Origin of the sequence: Methylomonas sp. ZR1, assembly GCF_013141865.1 — a bacterium.
In the GTDB taxonomy this organism is placed as follows: Bacteria; Pseudomonadota; Gammaproteobacteria; order Methylococcales; family Methylomonadaceae; genus Methylomonas.
In genome coordinates, this window is record NZ_RCST01000001.1 from 1979922 (window position 1) to 2002578 (window position 22657).

21 protein-coding genes are annotated in these 22657 nt (G+C 50.8%); 11 read left to right on the forward strand and 10 right to left on the reverse strand.

Annotated elements, in window-relative coordinates; translation table 11 throughout:
- Positions 1–15: 15 nt before the first annotated feature.
- The 4 genes from DDY07_RS08960 to DDY07_RS08975 all read left to right on the forward strand — a co-directional run bounded on the left by DDY07_RS08960 (position 16) and on the right by DDY07_RS08975 (position 6462).
- On the forward strand, positions 16–993 hold the full coding sequence (locus DDY07_RS08960) for a FecR family protein (protein ID WP_171695647.1): 978 nt from the start codon (positions 16–18) through the stop codon (positions 991–993).
- A gap of 280 nt (positions 994–1273) precedes the next feature.
- Positions 1274–3667: a TonB-dependent receptor gene (locus tag DDY07_RS08965; RefSeq protein ID WP_171695648.1), complete on the forward strand. Its 2394-nt coding sequence runs from the start codon at positions 1274–1276 to the stop codon at positions 3665–3667.
- A 264-nt stretch (positions 3668–3931) separates the two neighbouring features.
- Positions 3932–5245, forward strand: a complete 1314-nt coding sequence (locus DDY07_RS08970; protein ID WP_171695649.1) for a PepSY domain-containing protein — start codon at positions 3932–3934, stop codon at positions 5243–5245.
- A gap of 266 nt (positions 5246–5511) precedes the next feature.
- Entirely contained in the window at positions 5512–6462 is a 951-nt protein-coding gene (locus DDY07_RS08975) for an OmpA family protein (RefSeq protein ID WP_171695650.1), read from the forward strand.
- A 115-nt stretch (positions 6463–6577) separates the two neighbouring features.
- On the opposite strand, the gene DDY07_RS08980 is transcribed toward DDY07_RS08975, so the two are convergent.
- From DDY07_RS08980 to DDY07_RS08990, 3 genes are all read right to left on the reverse strand, one after another.
- Positions 6578–8413, reverse strand: coding sequence for an Hsp70 family protein (locus tag DDY07_RS08980; protein ID WP_171695651.1), 1836 nt, complete (start codon positions 8411–8413; stop codon positions 6578–6580).
- A complete protein-coding gene (locus DDY07_RS08985; RefSeq protein WP_033156499.1) occupies positions 8410–9060 on the reverse strand; it encodes a DUF2760 domain-containing protein in 651 nt (216 codons plus the stop codon). The genes DDY07_RS08980 and DDY07_RS08985 overlap by 4 nt, the downstream gene beginning before the upstream one ends.
- Before the next feature lie 113 nt (positions 9061–9173).
- Positions 9174–9560 (reverse strand): hypothetical protein, encoded by a 387-nt coding sequence (locus DDY07_RS08990; protein WP_033156500.1) that lies wholly within the window; start codon positions 9558–9560, stop codon positions 9174–9176.
- On the opposite strand from DDY07_RS08990, the gene DDY07_RS08995 reads away from it, so the two are divergent.
- Complete coding sequence (locus DDY07_RS08995) at positions 9554–9865, forward strand: hypothetical protein (protein WP_171695652.1); 312 nt, start codon at positions 9554–9556, stop codon at positions 9863–9865. The two genes, DDY07_RS08990 and DDY07_RS08995, sit on opposite strands and share 7 nt — an antisense overlap.
- A 3-nt stretch (positions 9866–9868) precedes the next feature.
- Here DDY07_RS08995 and DDY07_RS09000 read toward each other — a convergent pair whose 3' ends face one another.
- Positions 9869–10267 (reverse strand): hypothetical protein, encoded by a 399-nt coding sequence (locus DDY07_RS09000; RefSeq protein ID WP_171695653.1) that lies wholly within the window; start codon positions 10265–10267, stop codon positions 9869–9871.
- A gap of 255 nt (positions 10268–10522) precedes the next feature.
- On the opposite strand from DDY07_RS09000, the gene DDY07_RS09005 reads away from it, so the two are divergent.
- From DDY07_RS09005 to DDY07_RS09030, 6 genes are all read left to right on the forward strand, one after another.
- The gene (locus tag DDY07_RS09005) at positions 10523–11458 is read left to right on the forward strand and encodes a hypothetical protein (protein ID WP_033156724.1); all 936 of its coding nucleotides are present in this window, start codon (positions 10523–10525) and stop codon (positions 11456–11458) included.
- On the forward strand, positions 11458–12546 hold the full coding sequence (locus DDY07_RS09010; protein WP_253734670.1) for an FAD-dependent oxidoreductase: 1089 nt from the start codon (positions 11458–11460) through the stop codon (positions 12544–12546). The genes DDY07_RS09005 and DDY07_RS09010 overlap by 1 nt, the downstream gene beginning before the upstream one ends.
- A 15-nt stretch (positions 12547–12561) precedes the next feature.
- Positions 12562–13023 carry an amine oxidase gene (locus DDY07_RS09015; RefSeq protein ID WP_171695655.1) on the forward strand — a complete coding sequence of 154 codons (462 nt, stop codon included), beginning with the start codon at positions 12562–12564 and terminating at the stop codon, positions 13021–13023.
- A gap of 26 nt (positions 13024–13049) precedes the next feature.
- Positions 13050–13670, forward strand: a complete 621-nt coding sequence (locus tag DDY07_RS09020; protein WP_033156504.1) for a glutathione S-transferase family protein — start codon at positions 13050–13052, stop codon at positions 13668–13670.
- 209 nt (positions 13671–13879) lie between these two features.
- On the forward strand, positions 13880–14683 hold the full coding sequence (locus DDY07_RS09025) for a spermine synthase (RefSeq protein WP_171695656.1): 804 nt from the start codon (positions 13880–13882) through the stop codon (positions 14681–14683).
- On the forward strand, positions 14680–16851 hold the full coding sequence (locus DDY07_RS09030; RefSeq protein WP_171695657.1) for a YgiQ family radical SAM protein: 2172 nt from the start codon (positions 14680–14682) through the stop codon (positions 16849–16851). The genes DDY07_RS09025 and DDY07_RS09030 overlap by 4 nt, the downstream gene beginning before the upstream one ends.
- 16 nt (positions 16852–16867) lie before the next feature.
- Here DDY07_RS09030 and DDY07_RS09035 read toward each other — a convergent pair whose 3' ends face one another.
- The 6 genes from DDY07_RS09035 to DDY07_RS09060 are packed head-to-tail and all read right to left on the reverse strand — an operon-like array spanning position 16868 to position 22646.
- Entirely contained in the window at positions 16868–17818 is a 951-nt protein-coding gene (locus DDY07_RS09035; protein ID WP_171695658.1) for a glycosyl transferase, read from the reverse strand.
- Positions 17815–18918 (reverse strand): DegT/DnrJ/EryC1/StrS aminotransferase family protein, encoded by a 1104-nt coding sequence (locus DDY07_RS09040; RefSeq protein ID WP_171695659.1) that lies wholly within the window; start codon positions 18916–18918, stop codon positions 17815–17817. The genes DDY07_RS09035 and DDY07_RS09040 overlap by 4 nt, the downstream gene beginning before the upstream one ends.
- Positions 18915–19910 carry an NAD-dependent epimerase/dehydratase family protein gene (locus DDY07_RS09045; protein WP_171695660.1) on the reverse strand — a complete coding sequence of 332 codons (996 nt, stop codon included), beginning with the start codon at positions 19908–19910 and terminating at the stop codon, positions 18915–18917. Before DDY07_RS09045 ends, DDY07_RS09040 begins: the two co-directional genes overlap by 4 nt.
- On the reverse strand, positions 19907–20626 hold the full coding sequence (locus tag DDY07_RS09050; protein WP_216614730.1) for a class I SAM-dependent methyltransferase: 720 nt from the start codon (positions 20624–20626) through the stop codon (positions 19907–19909). The genes DDY07_RS09045 and DDY07_RS09050 overlap by 4 nt, the downstream gene beginning before the upstream one ends.
- Positions 20623–21450 carry a methyltransferase, TIGR04325 family gene (locus DDY07_RS09055; RefSeq protein WP_171695661.1) on the reverse strand — a complete coding sequence of 276 codons (828 nt, stop codon included), beginning with the start codon at positions 21448–21450 and terminating at the stop codon, positions 20623–20625. The genes DDY07_RS09050 and DDY07_RS09055 overlap by 4 nt, the downstream gene beginning before the upstream one ends.
- Positions 21447–22646 carry a glycosyltransferase family 4 protein gene (locus DDY07_RS09060; RefSeq protein WP_171695662.1) on the reverse strand — a complete coding sequence of 400 codons (1200 nt, stop codon included), beginning with the start codon at positions 22644–22646 and terminating at the stop codon, positions 21447–21449. Before DDY07_RS09060 ends, DDY07_RS09055 begins: the two co-directional genes overlap by 4 nt.
- Positions 22647–22657 lie beyond the last annotated feature (11 nt).

Below are 22657 nucleotides of genomic sequence, written 5' to 3' on the forward strand. Positions count from 1 at the left end.
CGATACACTAACACCATGAACCGAACTACCCCGCCAATTTCACCGTCGTTGCACGAACAAGCCAGTCATTGGGTGGTCAGACTGAGCGCGCCCGATTGTTCGGCTAGCGAACGCCGGGCGTTTCAGGATTGGCTGGCGTTAAGCCCTCGCCATCGCCAGAGCTATCAAAACGCCGAAGCGATTTGGCGAGATTTTAGTAGCATCGACGCACAACCCGACCCGCGGCTGGTGGTGGCCAGGGACGGTTTACGCCGCGCGCAAATGGCGCGCCGCCGGGCACGCCGCGGCCTACGGTTGTCGATAGCCGCCTCGTTACTGATTGCGGCAATAGGCATGCCGCTAGCCTGGGACTGGATAAACACCGACTGTTACTTGACACTAAAAGGCCAGCGGCAACACATCGCGCTCCGCGATGGCTCGACGATAGAACTCAACAGCAACAGCCAGGTGCGAGTCCACTACGGCTGGCGCGGCCGCGAAGCCGTGCTGGATAGAGGCGAAGCGTTATTCAGCGTGGCGCACGATGAAACCAAACCCTTCGACGTCGTCGCCGGCCACGGCAAGATCCACGACGTTGGCACCCGCTTCAACGTGTGCATGCTGAATAACGCCGCCACGGTCAGCGTCCTGGAAGGCGAAGTCGCCGTTGCCACTGAGCGGCGGCCCGACCCGCAAACTCTGTTGGCGGGCCAGCAAATTAGATACGATGCACAGGGCCTGGCGTCCGCGCCGACCCGTTTCGACGCCACTACTGTCGCCGCTTGGCGGGAAGGCATGCTGGTATTTAAAAAGACCGCGCTGGCCGAGGTTCTGGCACAACTAAGCCGCTATCACGACATCGAACTCCGCGTCGCCGACCCGCAATTGCAAAACCTTAAAGTCAGCGGCGACTTTCCCACCGACGACTTAAACCTTGCCCTCAATGCCATCGGCGCCGCGCTGCCGATCAAGGCGGTTCGAAAAAACGAGCGACTGATCGAATTCGAACGCTAAGCGAGAGAGGGCCAGTTCAGCCACACGTCGAAAAACGCATAAAACGCTCGGCGGGCTCAGGCCGGACGCCGGTTCGTCGCAAGCCCTTGGCTTCCCGCTGGCCATGGCAACATTCCCGCATACCGCCGGCGATTTACGCCTTACGGAAATAAGTGAATTTACGCTGCGCGCGAAATCGTTACCGAAAATATTTTTAACCCATCGAAAAAAAAGTGGCGCCTTCGCCATAAAAAACCGCTCTTACTGGGTAGTGAAATCACCACACACCACGGGAGGGCAAATGTATTCACTTTCTAGAACGCTAGTCGGCGGTCTGCTGACCGGCACCGCGCTGGTTGCCGCGGCTCAGGAACAAAGCTATCAATTGAACATTCCGGCGCAAGCCCTGTCCAGCGCGCTGGAAACGCTCAAACAGCAGACTGGCCTGCATCTGTTCTACGCGGAGCAAACCCTAGCCGGTAAAACCAGTACCGCGCTGCAGGGCACTTACAGCGCCAAGCAGGCGATAGCAATTCTGGTCGGCGGCGCCAGTCTGAGTTACACCTTTACCGCCGACAATGCCGTATCGATTAAGCCGCTAGAAGTGAACAGTTTGCCGGCGGTCACCGTCTCCGGACAACGCACTTACGATCTCACCGACCCCTATAACAAGGACTACTCAGTACCCAATACCCGTTTCGCCACCAAAACCGATACGCCGATCATGGAGACGCCGCTCAACGTCCAGGTTATTCCGAAGGCGGTGTTGGACGACAATCAAGCCATAAAAATCGATCAGGCCGTCAAATATGTCAGCGGCGTGACGACCGGCCAGGCGGCGGGCGGTTTGACGGACCAAGTGACCATACGCGGCTTCTATAACTACAACTTGTTTCGCAACGGCTTTCGTATCGACGCATCCGGCCCGGAAGGCACCCGGAACATGGCGAACGTGCAAAGCCTGGAAGTACTGAAAGGCCCCGCCGCAATGTTGTACGGCCGCGTCGAGCCCGGCGGCATGCTTAATATCGTCACTAAAAAGCCGCTGGATACCGCGTATTATGCTTTGCAGCAGCAATTCGGTTCGTTTGATTTGTTCCGCTCCAGCATTGATGCGACCGGGCCGCTGACCGACAACAAGGATTTGCTGTACCGAATGAATCTTGCCTTCGAAAAAAGCGGTTCATTCCGGGAAAACGTGGATTACGACAAACTGTTCGTCGCGCCGGTGCTGCAATGGAATATCAGTCCAGCTACCACCGCGCTATTAGAGCTGGAGTACCGCAAGGAAAACAATGTCTACGATCTGCACGCCCGACCGTTAATTATCGACGGCACCAGGGCGGACGGCTCCTGGATCAATCCGCGCCTGGCGGATATTCCTCGCGAACGGAATTTAATGGAAGACAACCGTAATCACGTCGAAGACAAGCTGATCGGCTTGAATCTTACCCACAAGTTTAACGACGATTGGGTATTGACCGAACAGTTGAATATCCAGCTGTTGGACCGGGACCGCTTGGTGATGTTGCCCGGCACGCTGCAAGCCGACCAGCGCACGCTGAACAGACGCATACTCACCAGCGACTTTTTCACAAACGACAGTTATTTCACGACCACCAATTTGACCGGGCACTTCGACACCGGATTTTTGAAACACACCTTGTTGATAGGCGGCGATTATTACCTGCAGGATATGAATTCCGTCGGTTACAGCAGCACGGCCGCGAGCACCATCGACATTTACAACCCCGTTCATACCGGCAATCCGCCCATAGATCCAACGACGCGCGCCAGCCAGTCGTTTCATACAAAAACTGATTTTTACGGCATTTATCTGCAGGACCAAATCAAGCTGCCTTATAACGTACACGTCATGGGTGGCTTTCGCTATCAAAATGTCGAGCAATACGATGTACTTGCCGGACAAATCGGTCAGAAAGCCGATGCGGTGACGCCACAGGTTGGTGTTCTTTGGCAGCCAATGAATTGGTTGAGTCTATACGGCAACTACGTCGAAAATTTTGGCGTTACCAACGGAAATCTTACGAGTGATAGATCATTTTTACCGCCGGAAACAGCACAGCAATGGGAAGTGGGATTTAAAACCGCATTTTTCGACGACAGGTTAACCAGCACCGTCGCTTATTACCAATTGACAAAGCAGAACATTGCAACCACCGACTTGATCAATCCAAACTTTTCCGTAGCGGCTGGCGAAGCGCAAAGCCGGGGCGTCGAGGTCGATATCAAAGGCGAAATTCTGCCGGGCTGGAACACCATAGCCACGTACGCTTATACCGAAACCGAGGTTCTTAAAGAAAACAACCCAAATAACATAAGGGTTGGCGGCGGCTTTCGCGGCGTTCCCAAACACACCTCCACGTTATGGACGACATATGATTTCCAGCAGGATTATCTGCGCGGATTCAAGGTTGGGGCGGGTCTGGAGTTGGTCAGCGATAAGAAAGCTACTTTCGACAATCACGACTTTAGTTTTGCCGGCTACGGCGTCATCGATCTATTGGCGGCCTACACGCGGAAAGTGGCAAAAACTAATGTGACGTTACAGCTAAACGTCACCAATCTGTTGGATAAGGAATATACCCACGACGGCTTTGCGATGCCGTTTCAAACCCGCGCTACCTGGGGTACGCCCCGTTCGTTCTTGGGTTCGGTCAAGGTTGAATTTTGACCGGGTAAGTCGCCGCAGAAAGCAGGAGCCTCTCCCGTTCCTTGCGATCGAACCGCCCCCTGATCGTAAAGCTGCGCCAGCTCTGTTAAGTATCGTCATCTCGGCAGGGATTGCCGAGATCCAAGATCCAAGGACGGCAAGTGTCTGATACATGCATGTCGCCTGGATTCCGGTAATCCCTGCCGGAATGACGTTAGTGCTGAAGCCGCCGTTCAATCGGGAACCGCCTGAGTTCCTTAACTGAAGCCGTTTTTAAAAATCGTTATGAAACCAGCTCTTGAGAATTTAACGTCCTGCAGCGCAAAGCCTCCCGCACCCAATACCAGTGCTCGACGGTTAACGAAGCTTAAATCCCGTCGTAAAAGGTGGCTGGCTGTTCACCTTTATTTAGGTTTGAGTGCCGGATTGCTGTTGGCGGTCGTCGGTCTGACCGGCGGCATACTGGTGTTTTATCTGGAAATGCAGGAAATACTGAACCCTGAGTTGTCCGTCGTTTCCTTACCCGCCGCAGAACAACGACACTTGCGGTCGTTAGACGACATCGTCGCCGCAGCGGAAAACGCCAAACCGCCAGATAGTCTGTTTTTTAAGGTGTACTACCCACGAAACGCCGAAGTGGCTTACAAATTTTTGTATTTTGTCAGGGACGACAGTAAAACGAACAGTGGCGACGGCTACTATATCTTCGTCGACCCTTATACCGCGCAAGTCAAGGGTTTACAGCTTTGGCATCCCAAAGATCGATATTGGGGCCGGCCTTTGGTCAGTTTCATCATGCAGTTACATTGGTGTTTGCTGCTGGGCAAGACTGGCGCCACTATCGTCTCGATTCTCGGCGCCTTTTCCATTTTATCGGTATTGACTGGCTTAATCGTCTGGTGGCCGTTGACCGGTAAATTTAGGCAGGCGCTGACCTTCAAGCGCCGTTCGGGATCAGTCAGATTCAACTTCGATCTGCATAAAATAGTCGGTTTCTATTCCGGCATCGTGTTAATACCGGTATTGTTTTCCGGTATTTATATGACGCAGCCGGAGCGAATAGACGTACTAGTCAAGCCGTTCTCGACTATCACCCGCCCGAATGCGTACAACGGCATTCCGGAAACGATTGATAGCGCCCCACCCAAAGCGGGACAACAGACGATTAGCTTAGCGCAAGTGGAAACAATAGTGCAGCAAAGCTACCCTGCCGGCCGACTATGGATGCTGAACGCACCGAAGGACCGGCTGGATGTGTTTAGGGTGATGAAACGAGACGTCGCAGAATTAAGCCGCTTCGTCGGCTACCGGGATATTGCCGTCGATCAATACAGCGGCGAAATTATCAAGGTCTACGATTCCGGCACCGGCTCGAACGCCGATGTCTTTTACGATTGGCAATGGCCTTTGCATAGTGGCCATGCATTCGGTTGGCCGGGGCGGATTCTGGTGTTGCTGGCGGGTTTGGCTTGCCCGGTGTTGTATATCACCGGCGTCGTGCGTTGGCTGCAAAAACGGCGGGCGAAACAACCTCTAAAGTCACTTAGCCAAAAACAACCGCCGCAGGCCGCTGAATCAATTTATCGCCCCCGCCCTTAAATCCCGTTCGCGCTTGGTCTGTCGAAGGGCACGCTCGTTTGGGCTGCGATGCGCTTAACCCGCGGCATATCCGGGATAAATAGGGTCGGGTTAATAAGCCATACAGGAAACCATTCCCCCGCCTGCCGGTCCATTTTAAGTGCGAGTTAAGCCTTTAAGGTTTTAATCGCCACGCGGTCCGGGACCGGCTTCTATTGGCAATACCCATAGAATTTATACGCCTCCCGACTCAACGTACTTATGAACAGCATCCAGGATGAAAAATAATGACTAAAAAATTACTTGCTATCGCCATCGGTACCAGCTTGTTAACAGCCTGTACCACTAACCCCTATACCGGCCAGTCCAGCATGAGCAACCTAGGCAAGGGCGCCGGTGTCGGCGCGGCAGTGGGCGCAGGCGCCGGTACTTTATTCGGCGGAAACGACTGGAAAAACGCCGGTCTGGGCGCATTAGCCGGTGCCGCGGTTGGCGCCGGGGTCGGTTATTACATGGACAAACAACAGGAAGAGATGCAGCAGTCGCTGCAAGGCACAGGGATTGAAGTCCAGCGCACCGCGCAAAACCAGCTGACCTTGAACATGCCCAGCACCAGTGATGTGACGTTTGCGTTTGGCAAAGCCGACTTGACGCCGGAAGCCCAGCACGCGCTGGACCCCATCGCCAGAGTGTTGACCAATTACCCGGAGTCGACGATTTCCGTCACCGGCCACACCGATGACGTGGGTTCCGATGCCGACAATCAACGTTTATCTGAAGCACGGGCTACCAGCGTGGCCAACTTCTTGGCGCAACGCGGTGTGAACCGGATGCGTATCTCCCAACAGGGCATGGGCGAAAGTTCGCCGAAAGTACCGAACAGTAGCGATGCCAATCGGGCAATCAATCGCCGGGTGGAACTGGCGATCAACGCCAATCAAAACGCCGGTGCTGCGCAACAACCGCAGCAAGGCTACCCGCAACAGCAAACCCAGCCTTATCAGCAACAAGGCGGTTATCCGCAGCAGAACTACCCGCAGCAAGGTTATCCGCAGCAAAACCAACCGTATCAGCAGGGTTACCCGCAACAGCAAAGTTACCCTCAGCAGAATCAGCAATACCAAGGTTACCCACAGCAACAGGGGTATCCACAGCAAACTTATCCGCGCCAGGGTTACCCACAACAGAACCAGCAATACCAGCAGCAGTATCCACAGCCTTATTACCAACAACAATAAAGCTTTAGATACAAGCCAGCCATCATAAAAAACCCGCTTCTTTACGGGAAAGAAGCGGGTTTCAGTTAAGCCCTTGGAAATTCGGCTCTGGTTTAGCCACTAGCTATTGTTAATATCAAGCGTCGCCAGCCCTGACATCAAACTCAATTTTCCAGCGCTGTTGATCGCGTTTGGAAACCGCTTTTAACTCTAAAGTCCCCACTTCGGTCACTGCCACAGACAAATGCACCGGGACGATGTCGCCGGCATGGCGACCTTCTTCCGGCAAAGTGATCTCAATTTCGTCCAGTTCTTCCAATTCGTCGTCCTGCCAATATTCCAGCCTTACCCCTACCGCATCGTCGCGGCGGGTTTTCGAACCGAAAAAGCGGAAGCGTACCGGTTCGCCGATGATCAAACCGAATTCGTCATTAGGCAATTCCTGTTCGCTGCCCTCTTCCATCCCAAACGGCGCGATGCACAAGGCTTCGATCTCCGCCGGCAATCCGGGAACCGCCGGCATGGCGCTCTCAATACCGACGTAATAAGCCGCCGCCGTGCCGCCTTTGATTCTGACGCCCTTGCCTTTGCGGACAAATCCGTAATAGGCAGCGCCACGCGCGACCGCCAAATCCAAGTCGGCGCCTTGTAACAGTCTGGCCGGCGCGGCTTGTTCGGCCTGCAACCAGCTATTTAATATCTGCATCAAGCGCTCGGCCATCACGCCGGCTTTTAACACCCCGCCGTTGAACAATACCGCGGTCGGATGCAAGAAACTGGCGTGTTCGGGCAAGACATGATCGGCTAGCTCGCCGGTCGCTTCTTTTTGCCGCGACAAAAATGCAGCCAGATGGCGAGTAATGCCGGCATCCTGCGCATAAGGCAAACCGGCGGTACGCAAACCACTGCGCGGTCTGACCACCGGTCTTTCTTCGATCGGTACCCACGGCAAAAAGCCTTCGACCAAGACGCGGTTCAGTTCGTCGCGAGTCAGTTCGGTGCGCAAGGTGCCGCCGATCAGGGATGAGCCGCGACTCGCTACGACTAAAGGCATGCTGCCCAACTCGGGCTGGTTGAACAGTTTTTCTTTGGCTTCCCGACAGGCGTGGGTCAAAGCTTGTAGTTGCCAGGATTCCAGACGCTTGCCGCTGTCTTGCTCCAGTTTGGCTCTAACGGTATAGGCCAAGGCCAAGTCCATGTTATCGCCGCCCAACAAGATATGATCGCCGACCGCCACCCGGGTCAATTGCAGGTTGCCGTCTTGTTCGGTCACCGCAATCAAGGATAAGTCGGTGGTGCCACCGCCGATGTCGGCGACCAAAATCACGTCGCCGATTTGCACATGATTGCGCCAATCGCCTTCGCTGTTTTCGATCCAGCTGTACAAAGCAGCTTGCGGTTCTTCCAGCAATACGGCCTGCCCTAATCCCACCGCGCGGGCCGCTTCGACCGTCAATTCACGCGCGGCCGGGTCAAACGACGCCGGCACTGTGATAGTGACATCTTGATCTTGTAAATTATGCTCCGGGAATCGGTGATTCCAGGCATCGCGCAAATGTTGCAGATAGGCCTTGCTGGCGGCAAACGGGGAAATCCGCTCCACATCCTCCGGCGCCTCGACCGGCAAAATCGCTTGTTTGCAATCGACACCGGCATGGCACAACCAGCTCTTGGCGCTGGACACTAATCTGATGGGGGTTTTGCTGCCCAGATTACGGGCGATTTCGCCGACCAGATATTCCGGTTTAGCTGTCCACGGCAACGCAGTGGCGCCTTCGGCAATCTCGGCCGGATGAGCCAAATAGGTGAAGGACGGCAATTGCGCCTTGTCTTCTATCGTGCCGGGGCCGGTCAACTGCGGAATCGCCAACACATCCAGGACCACTTGATCCTCGCCGGCTTCCAGATCGACATAAGACAATACGCAATGCGTGGTACCCAAATCGATACCGACCGAATAACGCGCGGTCATAATTCCACCTCGGCCGGCGCGACGATTTTGGCGTTATGGCCTTCGGTCAATTTCGGCAAACGCAGATCGGTGACTTGCCAACCTTTATGCACCAAAGTGCCGGTAAACGGCGCCTCGCCGACGATATTGCCGGTCAAACGAAATGACGCGGCATCGAAGCCTTTGTTTAGAGTCACCCGGTTGCCTTCGGGATCTTTGCTGACAGGGGCCAGGGTGAAATGCTCGCTGACCGCTTTGCTGCAACCTTGATGCACCACGCGCGCCGCCGCACCGATTTCGGCATCAGAAAAGGCGCTGACATCTTCCTTGATGAAGTCGATAAACCGAGCTTCTTTTTGCAGCAAACTTAATAACTGCAAGGCGGCATCCGGAGTCGCTTCCTTTAATACCACGGGCTCAGGCGCCGGGGCCTGGACGATTTTTTCCACTTCGACGATCTTCTCGACGATTTTGACTTCCGGTTGCGGCGCAGGAGTGGGAGCGACTACTGCCGGAGCTGCGGATTTGCAGCGGCGCATGCCCAGCAATACCGAGACTAAAACCACAATCAGAATCAAAGCCAACAGTGCGGCGGTACCGGCCAAACACACGTGCCACAAATCGAAGGTGGTCGGGCGCAAGGATAAATCGATGGTGTAGGTATTCATGAAAAACGAGTGATGGTTGTTAATTGAAACAAGGGCTATAGCGTCTAATCTTCAAGCATGCCGCAACAGATAACGCTAAATTTTTACGCCAATGCCATTGCGGACAGTGGGAGTCAGTTACCAGGCATGCCGGCTTTCTTCGCGGCTTCCGCGTACATTAATTGCTGCAGCAAATTGCGCGTTACCTGGATACGCATTTTCTTCAAATGCCGGTCAGCCACCACGCCCGGCACTTCGGCGTCGGTATAAACTTTGCGCATTTCGGCCAAGGTCGGCTCACAAGACTTAATAATCACATCGGTGGCGTTGCGGCTTTCCATCTTGGCAAACTCGGGTTTTTGCATAGTATCCACTACACATTTTTTATAGGTGTACTGAGCTTGCTGAATCTTCTGGATGGTTTCATCTTTCAGAGTGGTTTCGTTCCATTCTTCCTTGGCTTCCTCGGCACAGGCCAAACCTGCGACCATCATCAATGCAACTACTAAACGGTATGTCATGTTTTGCTCTCCAATGGGGGCGTGATAATGGCTGGCGATTTTACGCGATGCTAGCTGAAATGAACAATCAGTCGGCAGCGGCAGGCGATCAGAACAGGCCTAGCCTGATCAGCCAGCTCAACGCGGCCAGCTGTAAACTCACCCAGGCTCAGGACAAACTCGCGTTTCAACGCCAGATCACTAAGATACCAGGCAGTGAGCTAAAAGCGACGCCAAGGCGGCAGGAACGCGCTGCTCATAAAAGGGCTGGCGCGGGTCTCTTGGAAATGACCGTATCGAAAAAACCAACCGAATTGGTGATCTAAAGCTTAGTGATCGCAAACATGCCGAGACGAACCGGCCTGATTTTGGCCTTGAGTGGTATCAGGCAATAAAGGCAGGGCTTCCGTTATTCCGTCGCCGCATTGTTTCATTTGCTGCATGGCTTTATTGGCCGATACGTCCTTACCAAACTCCATCGCTCTGACCATCGCTTCATCGCGTTTTCCCGCCGCGCATAAGCGCTCCACCTCGGCACTCATTTGTTTGGCCTGCGCTTGAAAGGCCTGCATGTCGGTCTTATCGATGTGCTTCACGCAGTCTTGCATGGCTTTCATTTTCTGCATCACTTGCTGCATTTGCGCTTTATCCATATTTTTAAACGCATCGTTTTCAGCGGCAGCGGCGATGGGGAGTAGTAACAGCAGGGTTATCAATAAATTTCGCATGACTTTCCTCAAAATAATGAACATACCTGGGAACTGTAGAAGTGTTCTACGTGGATAGCAAGCGCTGGCAATAACGCCGACTTAATGGTGTTGTCAGACAGGATCGTCCGATTTTGTCGCATCCACGACATCGTTTGCTAAGCTGCCTCAAAGCGATAATCCCTATCAATCTACAACCTACACACGCATGCGGTGATTTGCTCAATTGGCATCATTCTTGATTGCTTGATGGCTTTCGTCATCAGCAGCCCAACGATGGAACACATTTTCCCTCTGCCCCGCCCGATGCTTGCACCGCCCAAACCCAAGCATCCAGTGCTGCAAGCAGGCCATCGCTACAGCATCGACACCCAAAAATTAGCGGATAACCCACTCGGTGATGTAGAGCATGATCTGCAAAACGGCTTACTCGGCGATTACTCGTTAAGCATCGAACGGGCTGCGGTAGTGCCCGTGGATACGAAACATACACCCATACACGCATTCGTGTGGAACAGCGATTTACTAAGCCCACTGCTCAAAAACTGCTTAGCCCTTACCACAGCCCACCCGCAGCAACCCAAGCAGAATCGTTTGACCTTGCTTGACGCCGGCATGGCCGCGCCCACCGTAAGCTTGGCGGACGGTATGCCATCCCTAAGTATCTCACCTCATTTTGAACTGGCATGGGACACCGCCGGTTTTTGCAGCCAATTGGGCGTCTTGCAGTTGCTGGAGTCTACTCGAACAGCACACTTCGCCGACGGCAAAACGATGACTTTATTGGATACCGAAAGTGAAGAAGGCGACCCGGTTTTGTATCTATCTGAGAAAGACAGGCCTTTGCCGGTCATACCGCTTGGCGGGTTTCAACAGCAAGGCCAGCAGCAAAAACTGCTGTTCAGTCAGGCCGTGACGCAAGCCATTCCGTCCGAAATCGCCGGCAATACCGTTGCGTCGATGAGCGTTTTGGAAAAATATACCGTGTACTTCATGCAAAACGCCGGACCGGATAGGCCGGATCTTTATATTTGGGTGCCCGTACATTTACCTATCGTTTGGGGATGGAGCATCCGGGTACAACAACGCTATGACGGCGTTTGGGATATTTTTCGCAAGAAATTGATCATGCCCAGCGCGTCGACCGAAGCGCCGAAATTACCCCTATGGCAGAGTAACTCCTTGCTACGCCAAACGATGCAGATGGCGTGATGACCATGCTGGACGTGGCGATTGTTGGCGCCGGACTGTCCGGTTTGTCCTTGGCAGAAAAACTGCTGACATACAAACCTAACATTGGCGTATTTGAAGCCCGCGAACGCTGTGGCGGCAGGATTCTATCCGCAGCTGACCCTACCCTGGGTTTTACCGCAGACTTGGGCCCCACTTGGCTGTGGCCTACGGAGCAACCGCGTATTTCGGCATTAGTAAAGCGCTTGGGATTGACGCTATTTCCGCAATGGGACTGCGGCCAAAGCTTATATCACGTGCAAGCAGACTCCCGGCCGGTGACTTACATCGATACTCAGACTCACGCTGAAGCCAGACGGATTGCCGGCGGTTGCCAGCAATTAATTGACCGTTTATTGCAACGGATACCGGGACGGGTGTTGCGCCTTGGATACAATTTGCTATCACTTAGCGATCACGGTAGTTATGTCGATTTAACATTCGCATGCGATGGCATCGTCAGTACCATACAGGCTCGCCAAGTTGTGCTGGCTGCTCCGCCGCGATTACTGGCTAACAGCATTACCTTTCAACCGGCTCTAGCACCCGGTTTGCTATCACTGATGCAAGACACGCCCACCTGGATGGCCGGGCACGCCAAGGCGGTTCTGGTTTACGAACAGGCTTTCTGGCGCCAACAAGGCTATTCCGGCAACGCCATTTCATCCTACCCCGGCGCGGTTTTGGCCGAAGTCTATGACGCCTGCTCCGACGATGCTGGAACATCTGCCCTGTTTGGTTTCTTTGGTTTGCCAGCCCAGATTCGCGAACAGTATCAAGACCGTCTGCCGGCCCTGATCGTGCGGCAAATGGTCGGCTTATTCGGTCCTGCCGCCGCCAATCCACTAAGTGTGATGATTCAGGATTGGAGCCGGGAACCATTTACCGCGACTTCTGTAGATCGCATACCGATGTTCGAACATCCCGCCTACGGCCATCGCGCGCTGCAATTGGACCATTGGCAAGACAAACTGTATTTCTGCGGAACCGAAACAGCCAGTAGGTCCGGCGGCTATTTGGAAGGCGCATTGGCAGCCAGCGACCGGGTTTTTAGCGCATTAACACTCTAACTAAAGGACTTTGACATGAACAATCCAACGCTTAACGCGAACAGCATCGGCGAATTTAGTCGATTCATAATCGAGCAGAAAGCCAATATGAAGAAGCAGTACGATCAATTACTGGCCCATGACCTATCACACCAACAATGGGATGGTTGTTTTCAGCGCAATATCTTGATCGTCTTGGAAAAAACCTATCAAGACGCCCTGGCTCAATTAAAGACCTTGCCGTTTGATCACACCGGCAGCACCGTCAATCAGGGCTTGGCGGATCTTACCAAATCAGTATTGGCGGTATTTGATGGCTTTATCGACGAGTTTTTGTTGATGGTAGTGGATAAACATCGCACTTCCTGCGCCTTATCCAATTTCCCAGACGAGCATAAACCCGATCAGGTTTACCTGAGCGCGGTGCGTAGCGATATCGCCTTACTGTGGCGGAATTTTGCGCTGGACATTAATGCTTACCTTCTGGAATGCCGCTAAACAAAACTTTTCCGATAGGATAATTTATGAAACTCTACATGACACCCGGCTCCTGCACGACCGGTATCCATATTTTACTGGAAGAGCTGGATCTGATTTTTGAAGCGCATCTGGTCAATTTAATGGCCGGCGATCAACATCAAGCCGATTATCTGGCAATCAACCCCAAAGCCAGCATCCCTACCCTGGTCCGTAACGACGGTACTGCCCTGACCGAATTCCAAGCTATCGCCTACTGGCTGGCGCGCAGCTACCCCAAAGCAAAACTATTGCCAGGAGACGCAGATGGCGATGCGAAAGCTATCGAGTTGATGGACTATGCGGTCGGCACGCTGCATGGTCAAGGCTTTGCCCGCATTTTTACCACGGAGAAATTCGCGCCCAATCCCGCCGATCACGACGCAGTTAAGGCCCAAGGCTTGGATATAGTCAATAAAGCTTTTGCAATCTTGAACGAGTTGCTACCAGCCGAAGGCTATGCATTGAGCGCATTCAGCATCGCCGATGCCGCTTTGTTTTACGTGGAATTTTGGGCGGATAAGATCGGCATTACGCTCCCGGAAAACTGCTTGAAACACTATCGTTTGATGCTGTCGCGGCCGGTTGTTAAACGGGTACTGAGGGAGGAAGGTTATCGCGTGGAGTGACTTTTATCGCCGCACTATCTGTTGTTGCCTTCTCCTGTCCGGAGATTCGCGATGTGAAGCCATTCACACTCATATCCATCAATCACCCGAGTTAAGCCAATATCCCTTCACATTTACAAGGTGACTAAATCGTCATCCACACACTATTCACAAGACAAGCGCTGGATTTTCAAGGAAAATAGCGTCCTCTTTACCATTCGCTACAGCGCATGTACAAATATGAAGGCCTGGTGGTACACCAAAGCCACGACGACGAAGGCATCATAGAAATCGTTGATAAGGAGGGCGTCAGGGCCTTGCACTTTGGCTCGCATGCTCGGCAAAGCAGTATGCTACTGATGGAACCCGACCGGCTACATTCGTTGTATGCCAGGGCAATGATGGCCGGCCTGCTGTTCCACGACACTCCCAACGAAATCCTGATGATAGGTTTGGGCGGCGGCACTATCGCCAAATTCATGCTGCGCCAGTTTGCCGATTGCCGGCTCAAGGTCGTGGAATTTCGTAGCAGTGTGTTAAAAGTCGCACGCAGCCATTTTGGCCTGCCATTCGATCCGCGCCTGAAAATCAAGATTGGCTGCGGCGCGCAACATGTACGCCAAGCCAGCCAGGTGCAGAGCGAACAGCACGACTTGATCGTCATAGACGCTTACGACCACGACGGCATGGCCCCGGAAGTGAGTAGCGAAACTTTCTTCGACAATTGCCGAACCTTACTGACCAAGAACGGTCTGCTGGTGATCAATTTGTGGGGCACCGATAAGGACATGTTCCAGCAAGTGGCCTGGAATCTGGGCCGCGTGTTTGAAAGGCGCATGCTGTTTTTGCCGGTACGCAATCGCGGTAATGTCATCGGCTTTGCCTTCGGCGAAAACATGGCAAAGCCAGGCATCAAACAATTGATCGACAAGGCCAAGCGGCTGGAACAGATGTACCAACTGGAATTCCCCATCTATTTGTTGGATTTAAAACGCCACAACCCCAACGTCTTCAACCGGATTATAAAATCGTGATACACAACGCTCCCAACATCTTCGGCTATAAAAAATACTGGGCGCACCGCTTCGGGCCGGCGCCGGAATTGCCGATGAGCCGCGCAGAAATGGAAGCGCTGGGCTGGGACGCCTGCGACGTCATCTTGGTGACCGGCGATGCCTATGTCGATCATCCCAGTTTTGGTATGGCCGTAATTGGCCGAGTGTTGGAAGCGCAGGGCTTCCGGGTCGGCATCATCTCGCAACCGGATTGGCATAGTGCCGAGGACTTTAGACGACTGGGCCAACCCAAACTGTTTTTTGGGGTCACCGGCGGCAACATGGATTCGATGGTCAATCGCTATACCTCTGACAAGAAAATCCGCTCCAACGACGCTTATACCGCCGATGGGGCGGCCGGCAAACGCCCGGACCGCGCCGTGAATGTCTATTCACACCGCTGCCGGGAAGCCTACAAAAATGTGCCGATTATTATCGGCGGTATTGAAGCTAGCCTGCGTCGGATCGCGCATTACGACTATTGGTCCGATAAAGTGCGTAAATCCATCCTGCTGGACTCCAAAGCCGACCTATTGGTCTACGGCAACGCCGAGCGGCAAGTGGTGGAAATCGCCCAACGCTTGGCAAAAGGCGAAACCATCGCCGATTTGAAAGGCATACGAGGCACTGTGCATTTTGTCAAACAGGTTCCGCAGGGCTGGATGGAGAAAGACTCGACCGACATCGACAAGCCGGGCGCGGTGATTTCCCACGTGAACCCCTATCAAGAACAACCGGCGTGCGACGATCAGGGACGATCAGAGTGCGGCGACGGGTCGGGAACCCGTGCCGCGGAGGATAAACCGGCACTGGCTAAAAACGAGCAGGTGATCCAATTCAAACCCATCGCCAACAAGCAGCGCACGCAAACCGTGATCCGCCTGCCGGATTACGAAGCCGTAAAAGACGATCCGATTTTATACGCACACGCTTCCCGAGTGATGCACGGCGAAACCAACCCCGGCAACGCCCGCGCCTTGATCCAGCGCCACGGCAACCGCGAAGTGTGGATCAATCCGCCGCCTTTGCCGCTGACCACACCTGAAATGGACGGCGTGTTCGACCTGCCCTACTCGCGTTTACCCCATACTGCTTACGGCAAGGCCAATATACCGGCATTTGAAATGATTCAGCATTCAGTGTTGATCATGCGCGGCTGTTTCGGTGGCTGCAGCTTTTGTTCGATTACCGAACACGAAGGCCGCATCATTCAAAACCGTTCGGAAGATTCCATCATTCGTGAGATTGAAGCCATCCGCGATACTTCGCCGAATTTTACCGGCCACATTTCCGACTTGGGCGGCCCGACCGCCAACATGTGGCGGCTGGCGTGCAAGGACCCGAAGATTGAAGAATCGTGCCGCAAACCCTCCTGCGTCTATCCGGGGATTTGCCAGAACCTGAATACGGATCAGACCCCGCTGGTCAAACTGTATCGGCGTGCCCGTACCTTACCCGGCATCAAGAAGATCTTTATTGCCTCCGGCTTGCGCTACGACATCGCCGTGGAAACCCCGGAATATGTAAAAGAACTGGTGACCCACCATGTCGGCGGTTACCTAAAAATCGCCCCGGAACACACCGAGCAAGGCCCGCTGTCGAAGATGATGAAACCAGGCATGAGCACTTACGACCGCTTCAAAGCGATGTTTGATAAGTACTCCAAGGAAGCCGGCAAGGAGCAGTATCTAATCCCCTACTTCATAGCCGCCCACCCCGGCACTGAAGATAAAGACATGCTGAATCTGGCTCTATGGCTAAAACGTAACGGCTTCCGAGCCGACCAAGTCCAGGCCTTTTTACCCTCGCCGATGTCGATTGCTACGGCGATGTATCATTCGGGGAAAGATACCTTGCACAAAGTCGCCCGAAACAGCCCGGACATAGCAATTCCGAAAAGCATCAAGCAACGGCGCTTGCACAAGGCATTTCTGCGCTACCACGACCCGAAAAACTGGCCTTTGTTGCGAGAAGCCTTAAAAGATATGGGCCGCGCCGATTTAATTGGCAACGGTAAGCAGCATTTGGTGCCGAGTTTTCAGCCGAAAACCGATGATCAGCCCTCGGCAAAGACGGGTAAAACTCAGACGTTCAGAACCAAACATACCTTATTTTCTGATACGCCCAGGAAGCGGAAACAAAGATAAAATTGCATTTTTCCGCTTATAAAGACTGCTGCCAATGTATGGTCGTTCGCCAAACTTGCCGCCAGAAGCCAAGAAAAAATCCAAAAAACTTGTCGCTCAGAGTCAGCTTGCGTTGCGCTTTCACTTCCCAGCCAAAAGTCTTTATGGTGTCAATTGCTCGGCGTAAATCGATTAAATATTCGCGATAAATATGGCGCCTCGTTACCGAAGGCAATGGGTAAGAACCGCAATCAACAGTGTACCGGGCCGCCGACAAGCCTTTTAAAATGCGTAATTCGTGAAAGTGCCAACAAACCGCTCGGCCATGAGGAAAGCGGGTGGCGTTCCAGGGAGCCTGTAAAAGCTCTTTGTCGGCCAAAACATGAACTTGTTCGGAAAATCGCTCGGTCCAATCGTCCAGATATTTTTGGTCCCCAAACTTACCGTCTTCCGCGCGCGCATGGCACCACTCTAGGCAGCGGGCTTCCCACCAACGTCGAACTTCTTCTCCACCCTCTCTTTGGAAAATCATAAACTGCACGCAATATTGGCCTGAGGTTGCCGACCGGTCATATTCCGGAGCGTACGCATGATCCGTTATCAATAACTGTTTGCCGGATTCTTCAAACTCCCAAAAAATCTGCTTTGGGTTTTTACGAAACCATAAATCTGCATCCAGATAAGTTACGCGCTGAACAGATGGATCGGAAGCAAAAACAAAACGTGGGGTAAATGGTGTTAGGGTCCAGCAATATTCCGCTATTGTGCGTTGCCGCTTAACGTTAATCAATTCATCTGTCTCAAGTATGCTTAGTTGCAGTAATCGTACGTTTGGCAGATCAAGGCGCCCCAACTTTTCGAATACCTCATCATCCATGCACAAAATCCACAGGGTATAAGCTCCCGCATGTCTCTGCATGGACGCATACAGAGCAAGCCCCTGCGGCAAAAACAGACTATCAAATAAGGTGACGTAATGTTCGTTCATTTGCCCTGAAAAGAATTGACAGCCGCTATCACAAGCGCTACGTCCTCATCCGACATTTGCGGATGACACGGTAAAGAAAGACAGGTGTCGGCGTGCCGTTCGCTGTGGACCAAGCCGTACCGATCACAGCCGAGATTACGACAAGGTTCTTGCATATGAATGGGAATCGGGTAATGAATAAATGTTTGTATCTGCTTTTGTTGCAAATGTGCTTGGAGTGCGTCGCGGAAAGGGCAAATGACGACAAATAAATGATAGACGTGGCCGGACCTGGATTCAGGCAATGCCAAGCAAGTAACATTCGAATTCTTAATACCGTCAAAATAAGCTGTCGCAATTTGCCGTCGACGCTCGGTAAAGTCAGGCAACCACTTGAGTCGCTCCGATAAAATAGCCGCCTGAATTTCGTCCAACCGGCTATTCAAGCCAAATTCAGGATGCCGATAGCGCACACTTTGTCCATAGTTACGCAATTGGCTCGCCCTTACAGCCAATTTTTCATTATTTGTTACAACCATGCCGGCGTCGCCGACTGCTCCGAGGTTTTTGGTAGGATAAAAACTATATGCTCCCATAATCCCAAAGCTACCGGCTGCTTTACCACCTAATGACGCCAAGTGCGCTTGGGCGCAATCCTCAATAAGCGCAATTTCATAATTTGCACAAAACGCCGCCCACAAATCCATCGCACGAATTTGCCCGTACAGGTGAACCAAGACTACGGCTTTGGTATTGGACGTGACACAACGGCTGGCACTTTCCAAAGACAGCAAAGCGGTTTGTGGATCGATATCTGCCAAGACCGGTATGGCGCCGGCCCTTATTATTGCGAGCACTGTAGCGAATGCTGTCATCGGCGTGGTGATAACCTCATCGCCTGGTCCCACATCGAGCGCTCGCAATGCAATCTCTATGGCATCCATTCCATTGCCAACTCCCACACCAAAAGCTAGGCCACAGGCTAAAGCCCACTGCTGCTCAAACGCAGAAACCTCCTTGCCCAAAACAAACCAACCCGACTCGATGACGCGCTTCGCAGCTTCAAGCATAGCCTGTTGTAGCTCCGGCGGCTCGGCCTTAAAGTCATTCATCAAAATCATGCGTTCGCGTCCCAATAGTGTCGGTGGTGTTCCGCATAATAAGCCAGGGTGTTTGCTAACCCTTCGCGTAAACCAATTTCCGGTTTCCAACCCAACTCAGAAGTAATTAACGAAAAATCACTGTAGTAATCGCCTATATCAATCGCTTTTCGCTCTGGCGGAAAAGGTATCAATTCAAAAGCACCACCATAGCCAAGTTCAATCATCATCTGCGCCAAGTCTTTTAAGCCAATGACTTCTTTACTGCCCAAATTGTATACCTTGCCGTTGGCTTGCTCGCTTGCACCAGCCAGTAATAGGGCGCTCACGCAATCATCCACGTAATTAAAATCTCTTAGTTGCAGCCCGTCTCCAAAAACCTTTATCGGATTACCTTCAATCAATAGCCTCACCCAGATACCTAGAAAGGTTTGACGCGCATCCTTGACGCGCATTCCAGGGCCATAAGTATTGGTAAGACGCAAAGCGCATGCTTGAATCCCATAAACATTGTTATAGAGAAGGTGATACCACTCACCAGCTAATTTGTTAATGCCATTGACATCCACTGGACGAATTGGATGTTTCTCATCCACCGGCAGATAATCCGGCTTTCCATAAAGTTGTCGAGTACTGGCAAAAACAATCTTGACACCGGGATTAACTTTGCGGCAAGCCTCTAATATGGAAAGCTGCGCGGTGGCATTGATTTCCAGGTCTGTGCGTGGATCGACCATAGAATCAAGATGACTTGTTTGCCCAGCCAAATTGAAAAGGTAATCCTGATTTTGCAGCAAATAGGCAAGCGCAAATGAATCGCGTACGTCACAAACATTTACGGAAACTCGGTCACGGATATCTACAATGTTAAATGGATTGCCGCCATATTGTGGTATGAGGCTATCTACAAGCGTAACGTTCGCACCAAGCGCAACTAAAACCCGGGCAAGATTGGAGCCAATGAAACCCAGCCCCCCCGTAATTAATATTTGTTTACCTTCATATGTATTCAAGAAATTTTTTCCGCCAACACAATATTATCAAGAAATAGATCCGCGTTTACAGGCAACACTCGACTAAAAAAAATACCGCATAAATTAATTGTAGCCATCACGGAAACCGTTAAAAGTAGCTTACAGATTTTTGGAAAAGATTGGATAATCTTAAAAATGAAAGCGTTTGTCAGTTGAAACAAAACAGACGCATCGGCACAAGTTTTTCTATGCTCGATGATTCTAAACCCATGTTTTTCCAACAGGGCGCGTAATCCAAAACTGGAATATCGCGCGAAATCGTAAGGCTGCTCATGCTCGTCCCAAACAAATGGAACCGTAAGCAGTAAGCTACCATTAGGCTTTAGCACCCGATTGAGTTGCTCTAGAAACTCATCAGGATTAAATACGTGCTCGAGAACTTGATTACAAAGGACTGAGTCGAACGATGCATCATCAAATGGGAATTTTTTACCATCATAAAAATAATCCGCAATATCCCTCTGCCTGGAAAAGACACTATCAATCTCTAAACCGATGTAGGTACTAACATTAAAAAGCTGTTTATAGGGCTTAGTACCACAACCTACATCAAGTAAAACTCCTCTCAATTTAGGAGCGAATTCTGTCATAGCGCGGTATAAACCTAAACGTGAAAAATAAAAAGGATTTACAAAAACACCTAGCCATCCGGGGGTGTACATTTCTTTAAAATAATATGATTTAAAAAGAATCACGATTCACGCCGCTGCAATAACATACCTTGAAAAGAGAATTCAAAGCCTTTATTGGAATAAACCGTCCCTTCTGGACAATTTATGTTGCCTATCGAGCACCAATCTTGATTTATTTTATTTAGAAATGCAGACTCAGAAAAAACCCACATCGGGTAACTAGCCTTGTAAATAGAAGGTGGCACACGCTGGATTAACAGTTTATCTTGCGCAAGTTTTGAAAAAGGCGTACGATCAATAATTAAAATTGACGCCCCTATAAACGGCAATTTTTTGATAACGTCAAACGGGGATTCCAGATACTGTAACACGCTAGATAAAAGAATTACATTTGGCTTATTCTCAGCTAAACATTCATCAATCGAATAATAAAATCGCAACACGTCGTCCTGAATATGAGTTCTTCCGGCTTCTACATAATGGGCTTGCTCGACTACATTCCATCGAACATTGGACAATGTACTGAGGATAATCCGGTGCTGAAAATAGCTACTCCCCAAAGCACCGCCAAAATCCAGCACATTTAACCTGCCTCCAGCTAGAGCCGCTGCCCACATCAATCCCGACAAACCTGGCCAAACGAAATCAACGTTATAAAAGAGCACGGAATCACGCTCGAAAAGCGCATCGCCACACTTAACTGTTAGTGTGGCATCCAGTACTCTTTTAAGTATATCGTCCGCAGAGTAACCAATGCACAACAAAGCGGATTCATCCCAGGTACTACCAGCATCATCAAAAACTATACCACCACCAAAATATCGGTTAAATTTACGAATTAGAATCAGAGGCAAGATTTTTTTTAAAAAAAAATTAAAATTTTTCACAACAACGTACATTTTTTATTAACAAAATAGAAAAATTCCACTAATCTTTGTTGAGCAAAAACTTCCCAAGAATACTTCTGTTTTATTCTGTTCGCGCCGATAGCACCCATATTGACTCTTTGTTCCGTTTCAACTAAAAGCAATATTTTTTTTGCTAAATCCTTAAAGTCGTTCTTCTTGAATCTCACACCATTCCCTTCAAATCTATCCACATCTTCTACCGTGTCGTTCACAATAATAGGCAGGCCGCACGCCATAGCATCTAACTGGCTAGTAGATTCTTGCAACGGCCACACACCTATATCTGAGCTATGATAAATATTTGGTAAATCTTTTGGCTCTACAAACGGCAGTGTAGTGCATCCTTTGCAATTCTGAAGCTGACTCTGATAATCAGCATCACCGCAGCCTATAAATAATCCTTTAATAAATACGTAACCAATTTCGTGTAAATAATCTATTGCTTGTCCCAGTATGAGTGGTCCTTTATCTGCCGTAAAGCGCCCCGTATAAACACAAACAATATCGGCATCACCAAACCCTAGCTTTTCTCTAAACCTTGTTACTGAGACTTCGTTTCGTTCAGAATTGAAAATACCAGTTTCGACAGAAAGACTAGCTAACTTACACTTTTCACTAGGTATACAAAAATAATTTGTAATATTAAAATAAACGTCAGGCGCTATAGGGTAAAATATATCAACATTATTTATAACATCTTCCAGCCAAAAATGCCTATTGCTTATCCAGAACTTAACCTTACTAATCAAATTAGTCGGCGGGGAAAAAACCGAAGAATGCATTCGGCTTTCACAAAATAAACAGAAATTGTATTTTGGCTTTAACTTTGCTAGTAACGCAGTTGTTAACAGGTTTATCTCAAAGCAGTATATAACATCTGGATTTAACTTCTTTATTTTTTCTTCCAAACCAATTATATTTATTCCGTAGCGAGAAACCTCAGAATAATTTCTATGTAACGTGAAATATAAATTTTTGAATACACCTGTTTTTGTTTGAGAATTTCCGAGCTTATTTTTATATACCTTATCGTAGTCAGTCGAGGTAGCATATACTTGCAAATTAGAAGTAACCAAATGCACTTCTTGATTTAGCTTCCCAAAAGCCATAGGCAAGAAATTTTCTGAATAGCCCATGCTCTCAGAATACCAATCTGATACTATTAAAATTTTCATACCTAAAGAAT

Excerpts from the sequence above, each read along its gene's own strand:
- DDY07_RS09020 (WP_033156504.1), top strand. The coding sequence starts at position 13,050 with ATGAAACTCTACATGACACCCGGCTCCTGCACGACCGGTATCCATATT.
- DDY07_RS09005 (WP_033156724.1), top strand. The coding sequence starts at position 10,523 with ATGGAACACATTTTCCCTCTGCCCCGCCCGATGCTTGCACCGCCCAAA.
- DDY07_RS09040 (WP_171695659.1), bottom strand. The coding sequence starts at position 18,918 with ATGATTTTGATGAATGACTTTAAGGCCGAGCCGCCGGAGCTACAACAG.
- DDY07_RS08965 (WP_171695648.1), top strand. The coding sequence starts at position 1,274 with ATGTATTCACTTTCTAGAACGCTAGTCGGCGGTCTGCTGACCGGCACC.
- DDY07_RS08975 (WP_171695650.1), top strand. The coding sequence starts at position 5,512 with ATGACTAAAAAATTACTTGCTATCGCCATCGGTACCAGCTTGTTAACA.
- DDY07_RS08980 (WP_171695651.1), bottom strand. The coding sequence starts at position 8,413 with ATGACCGCGCGTTATTCGGTCGGTATCGATTTGGGTACCACGCATTGC.
- DDY07_RS09000 (WP_171695653.1), bottom strand. The coding sequence starts at position 10,267 with ATGCGAAATTTATTGATAACCCTGCTGTTACTACTCCCCATCGCCGCT.
- DDY07_RS09060 (WP_171695662.1), bottom strand. The coding sequence starts at position 22,646 with ATGAAAATTTTAATAGTATCAGATTGGTATTCTGAGAGCATGGGCTAT.
- DDY07_RS08995 (WP_171695652.1), top strand. The coding sequence starts at position 9,554 with ATGTCATGTTTTGCTCTCCAATGGGGGCGTGATAATGGCTGGCGATTT.
- DDY07_RS08960 (WP_171695647.1), top strand. The coding sequence starts at position 16 with ATGAACCGAACTACCCCGCCAATTTCACCGTCGTTGCACGAACAAGCC.
- DDY07_RS09025 (WP_171695656.1), top strand. The coding sequence starts at position 13,880 with ATGTACAAATATGAAGGCCTGGTGGTACACCAAAGCCACGACGACGAA.
- DDY07_RS08970 (WP_171695649.1), top strand. The coding sequence starts at position 3,932 with ATGAAACCAGCTCTTGAGAATTTAACGTCCTGCAGCGCAAAGCCTCCC.
- DDY07_RS09035 (WP_171695658.1), bottom strand. The coding sequence starts at position 17,818 with ATGAACGAACATTACGTCACCTTATTTGATAGTCTGTTTTTGCCGCAG.
- DDY07_RS08990 (WP_033156500.1), bottom strand. The coding sequence starts at position 9,560 with ATGACATACCGTTTAGTAGTTGCATTGATGATGGTCGCAGGTTTGGCC.
- DDY07_RS09010 (WP_253734670.1), top strand. The coding sequence starts at position 11,458 with ATGACCATGCTGGACGTGGCGATTGTTGGCGCCGGACTGTCCGGTTTG.
- DDY07_RS08985 (WP_033156499.1), bottom strand. The coding sequence starts at position 9,060 with ATGAATACCTACACCATCGATTTATCCTTGCGCCCGACCACCTTCGAT.
- DDY07_RS09015 (WP_171695655.1), top strand. The coding sequence starts at position 12,562 with ATGAACAATCCAACGCTTAACGCGAACAGCATCGGCGAATTTAGTCGA.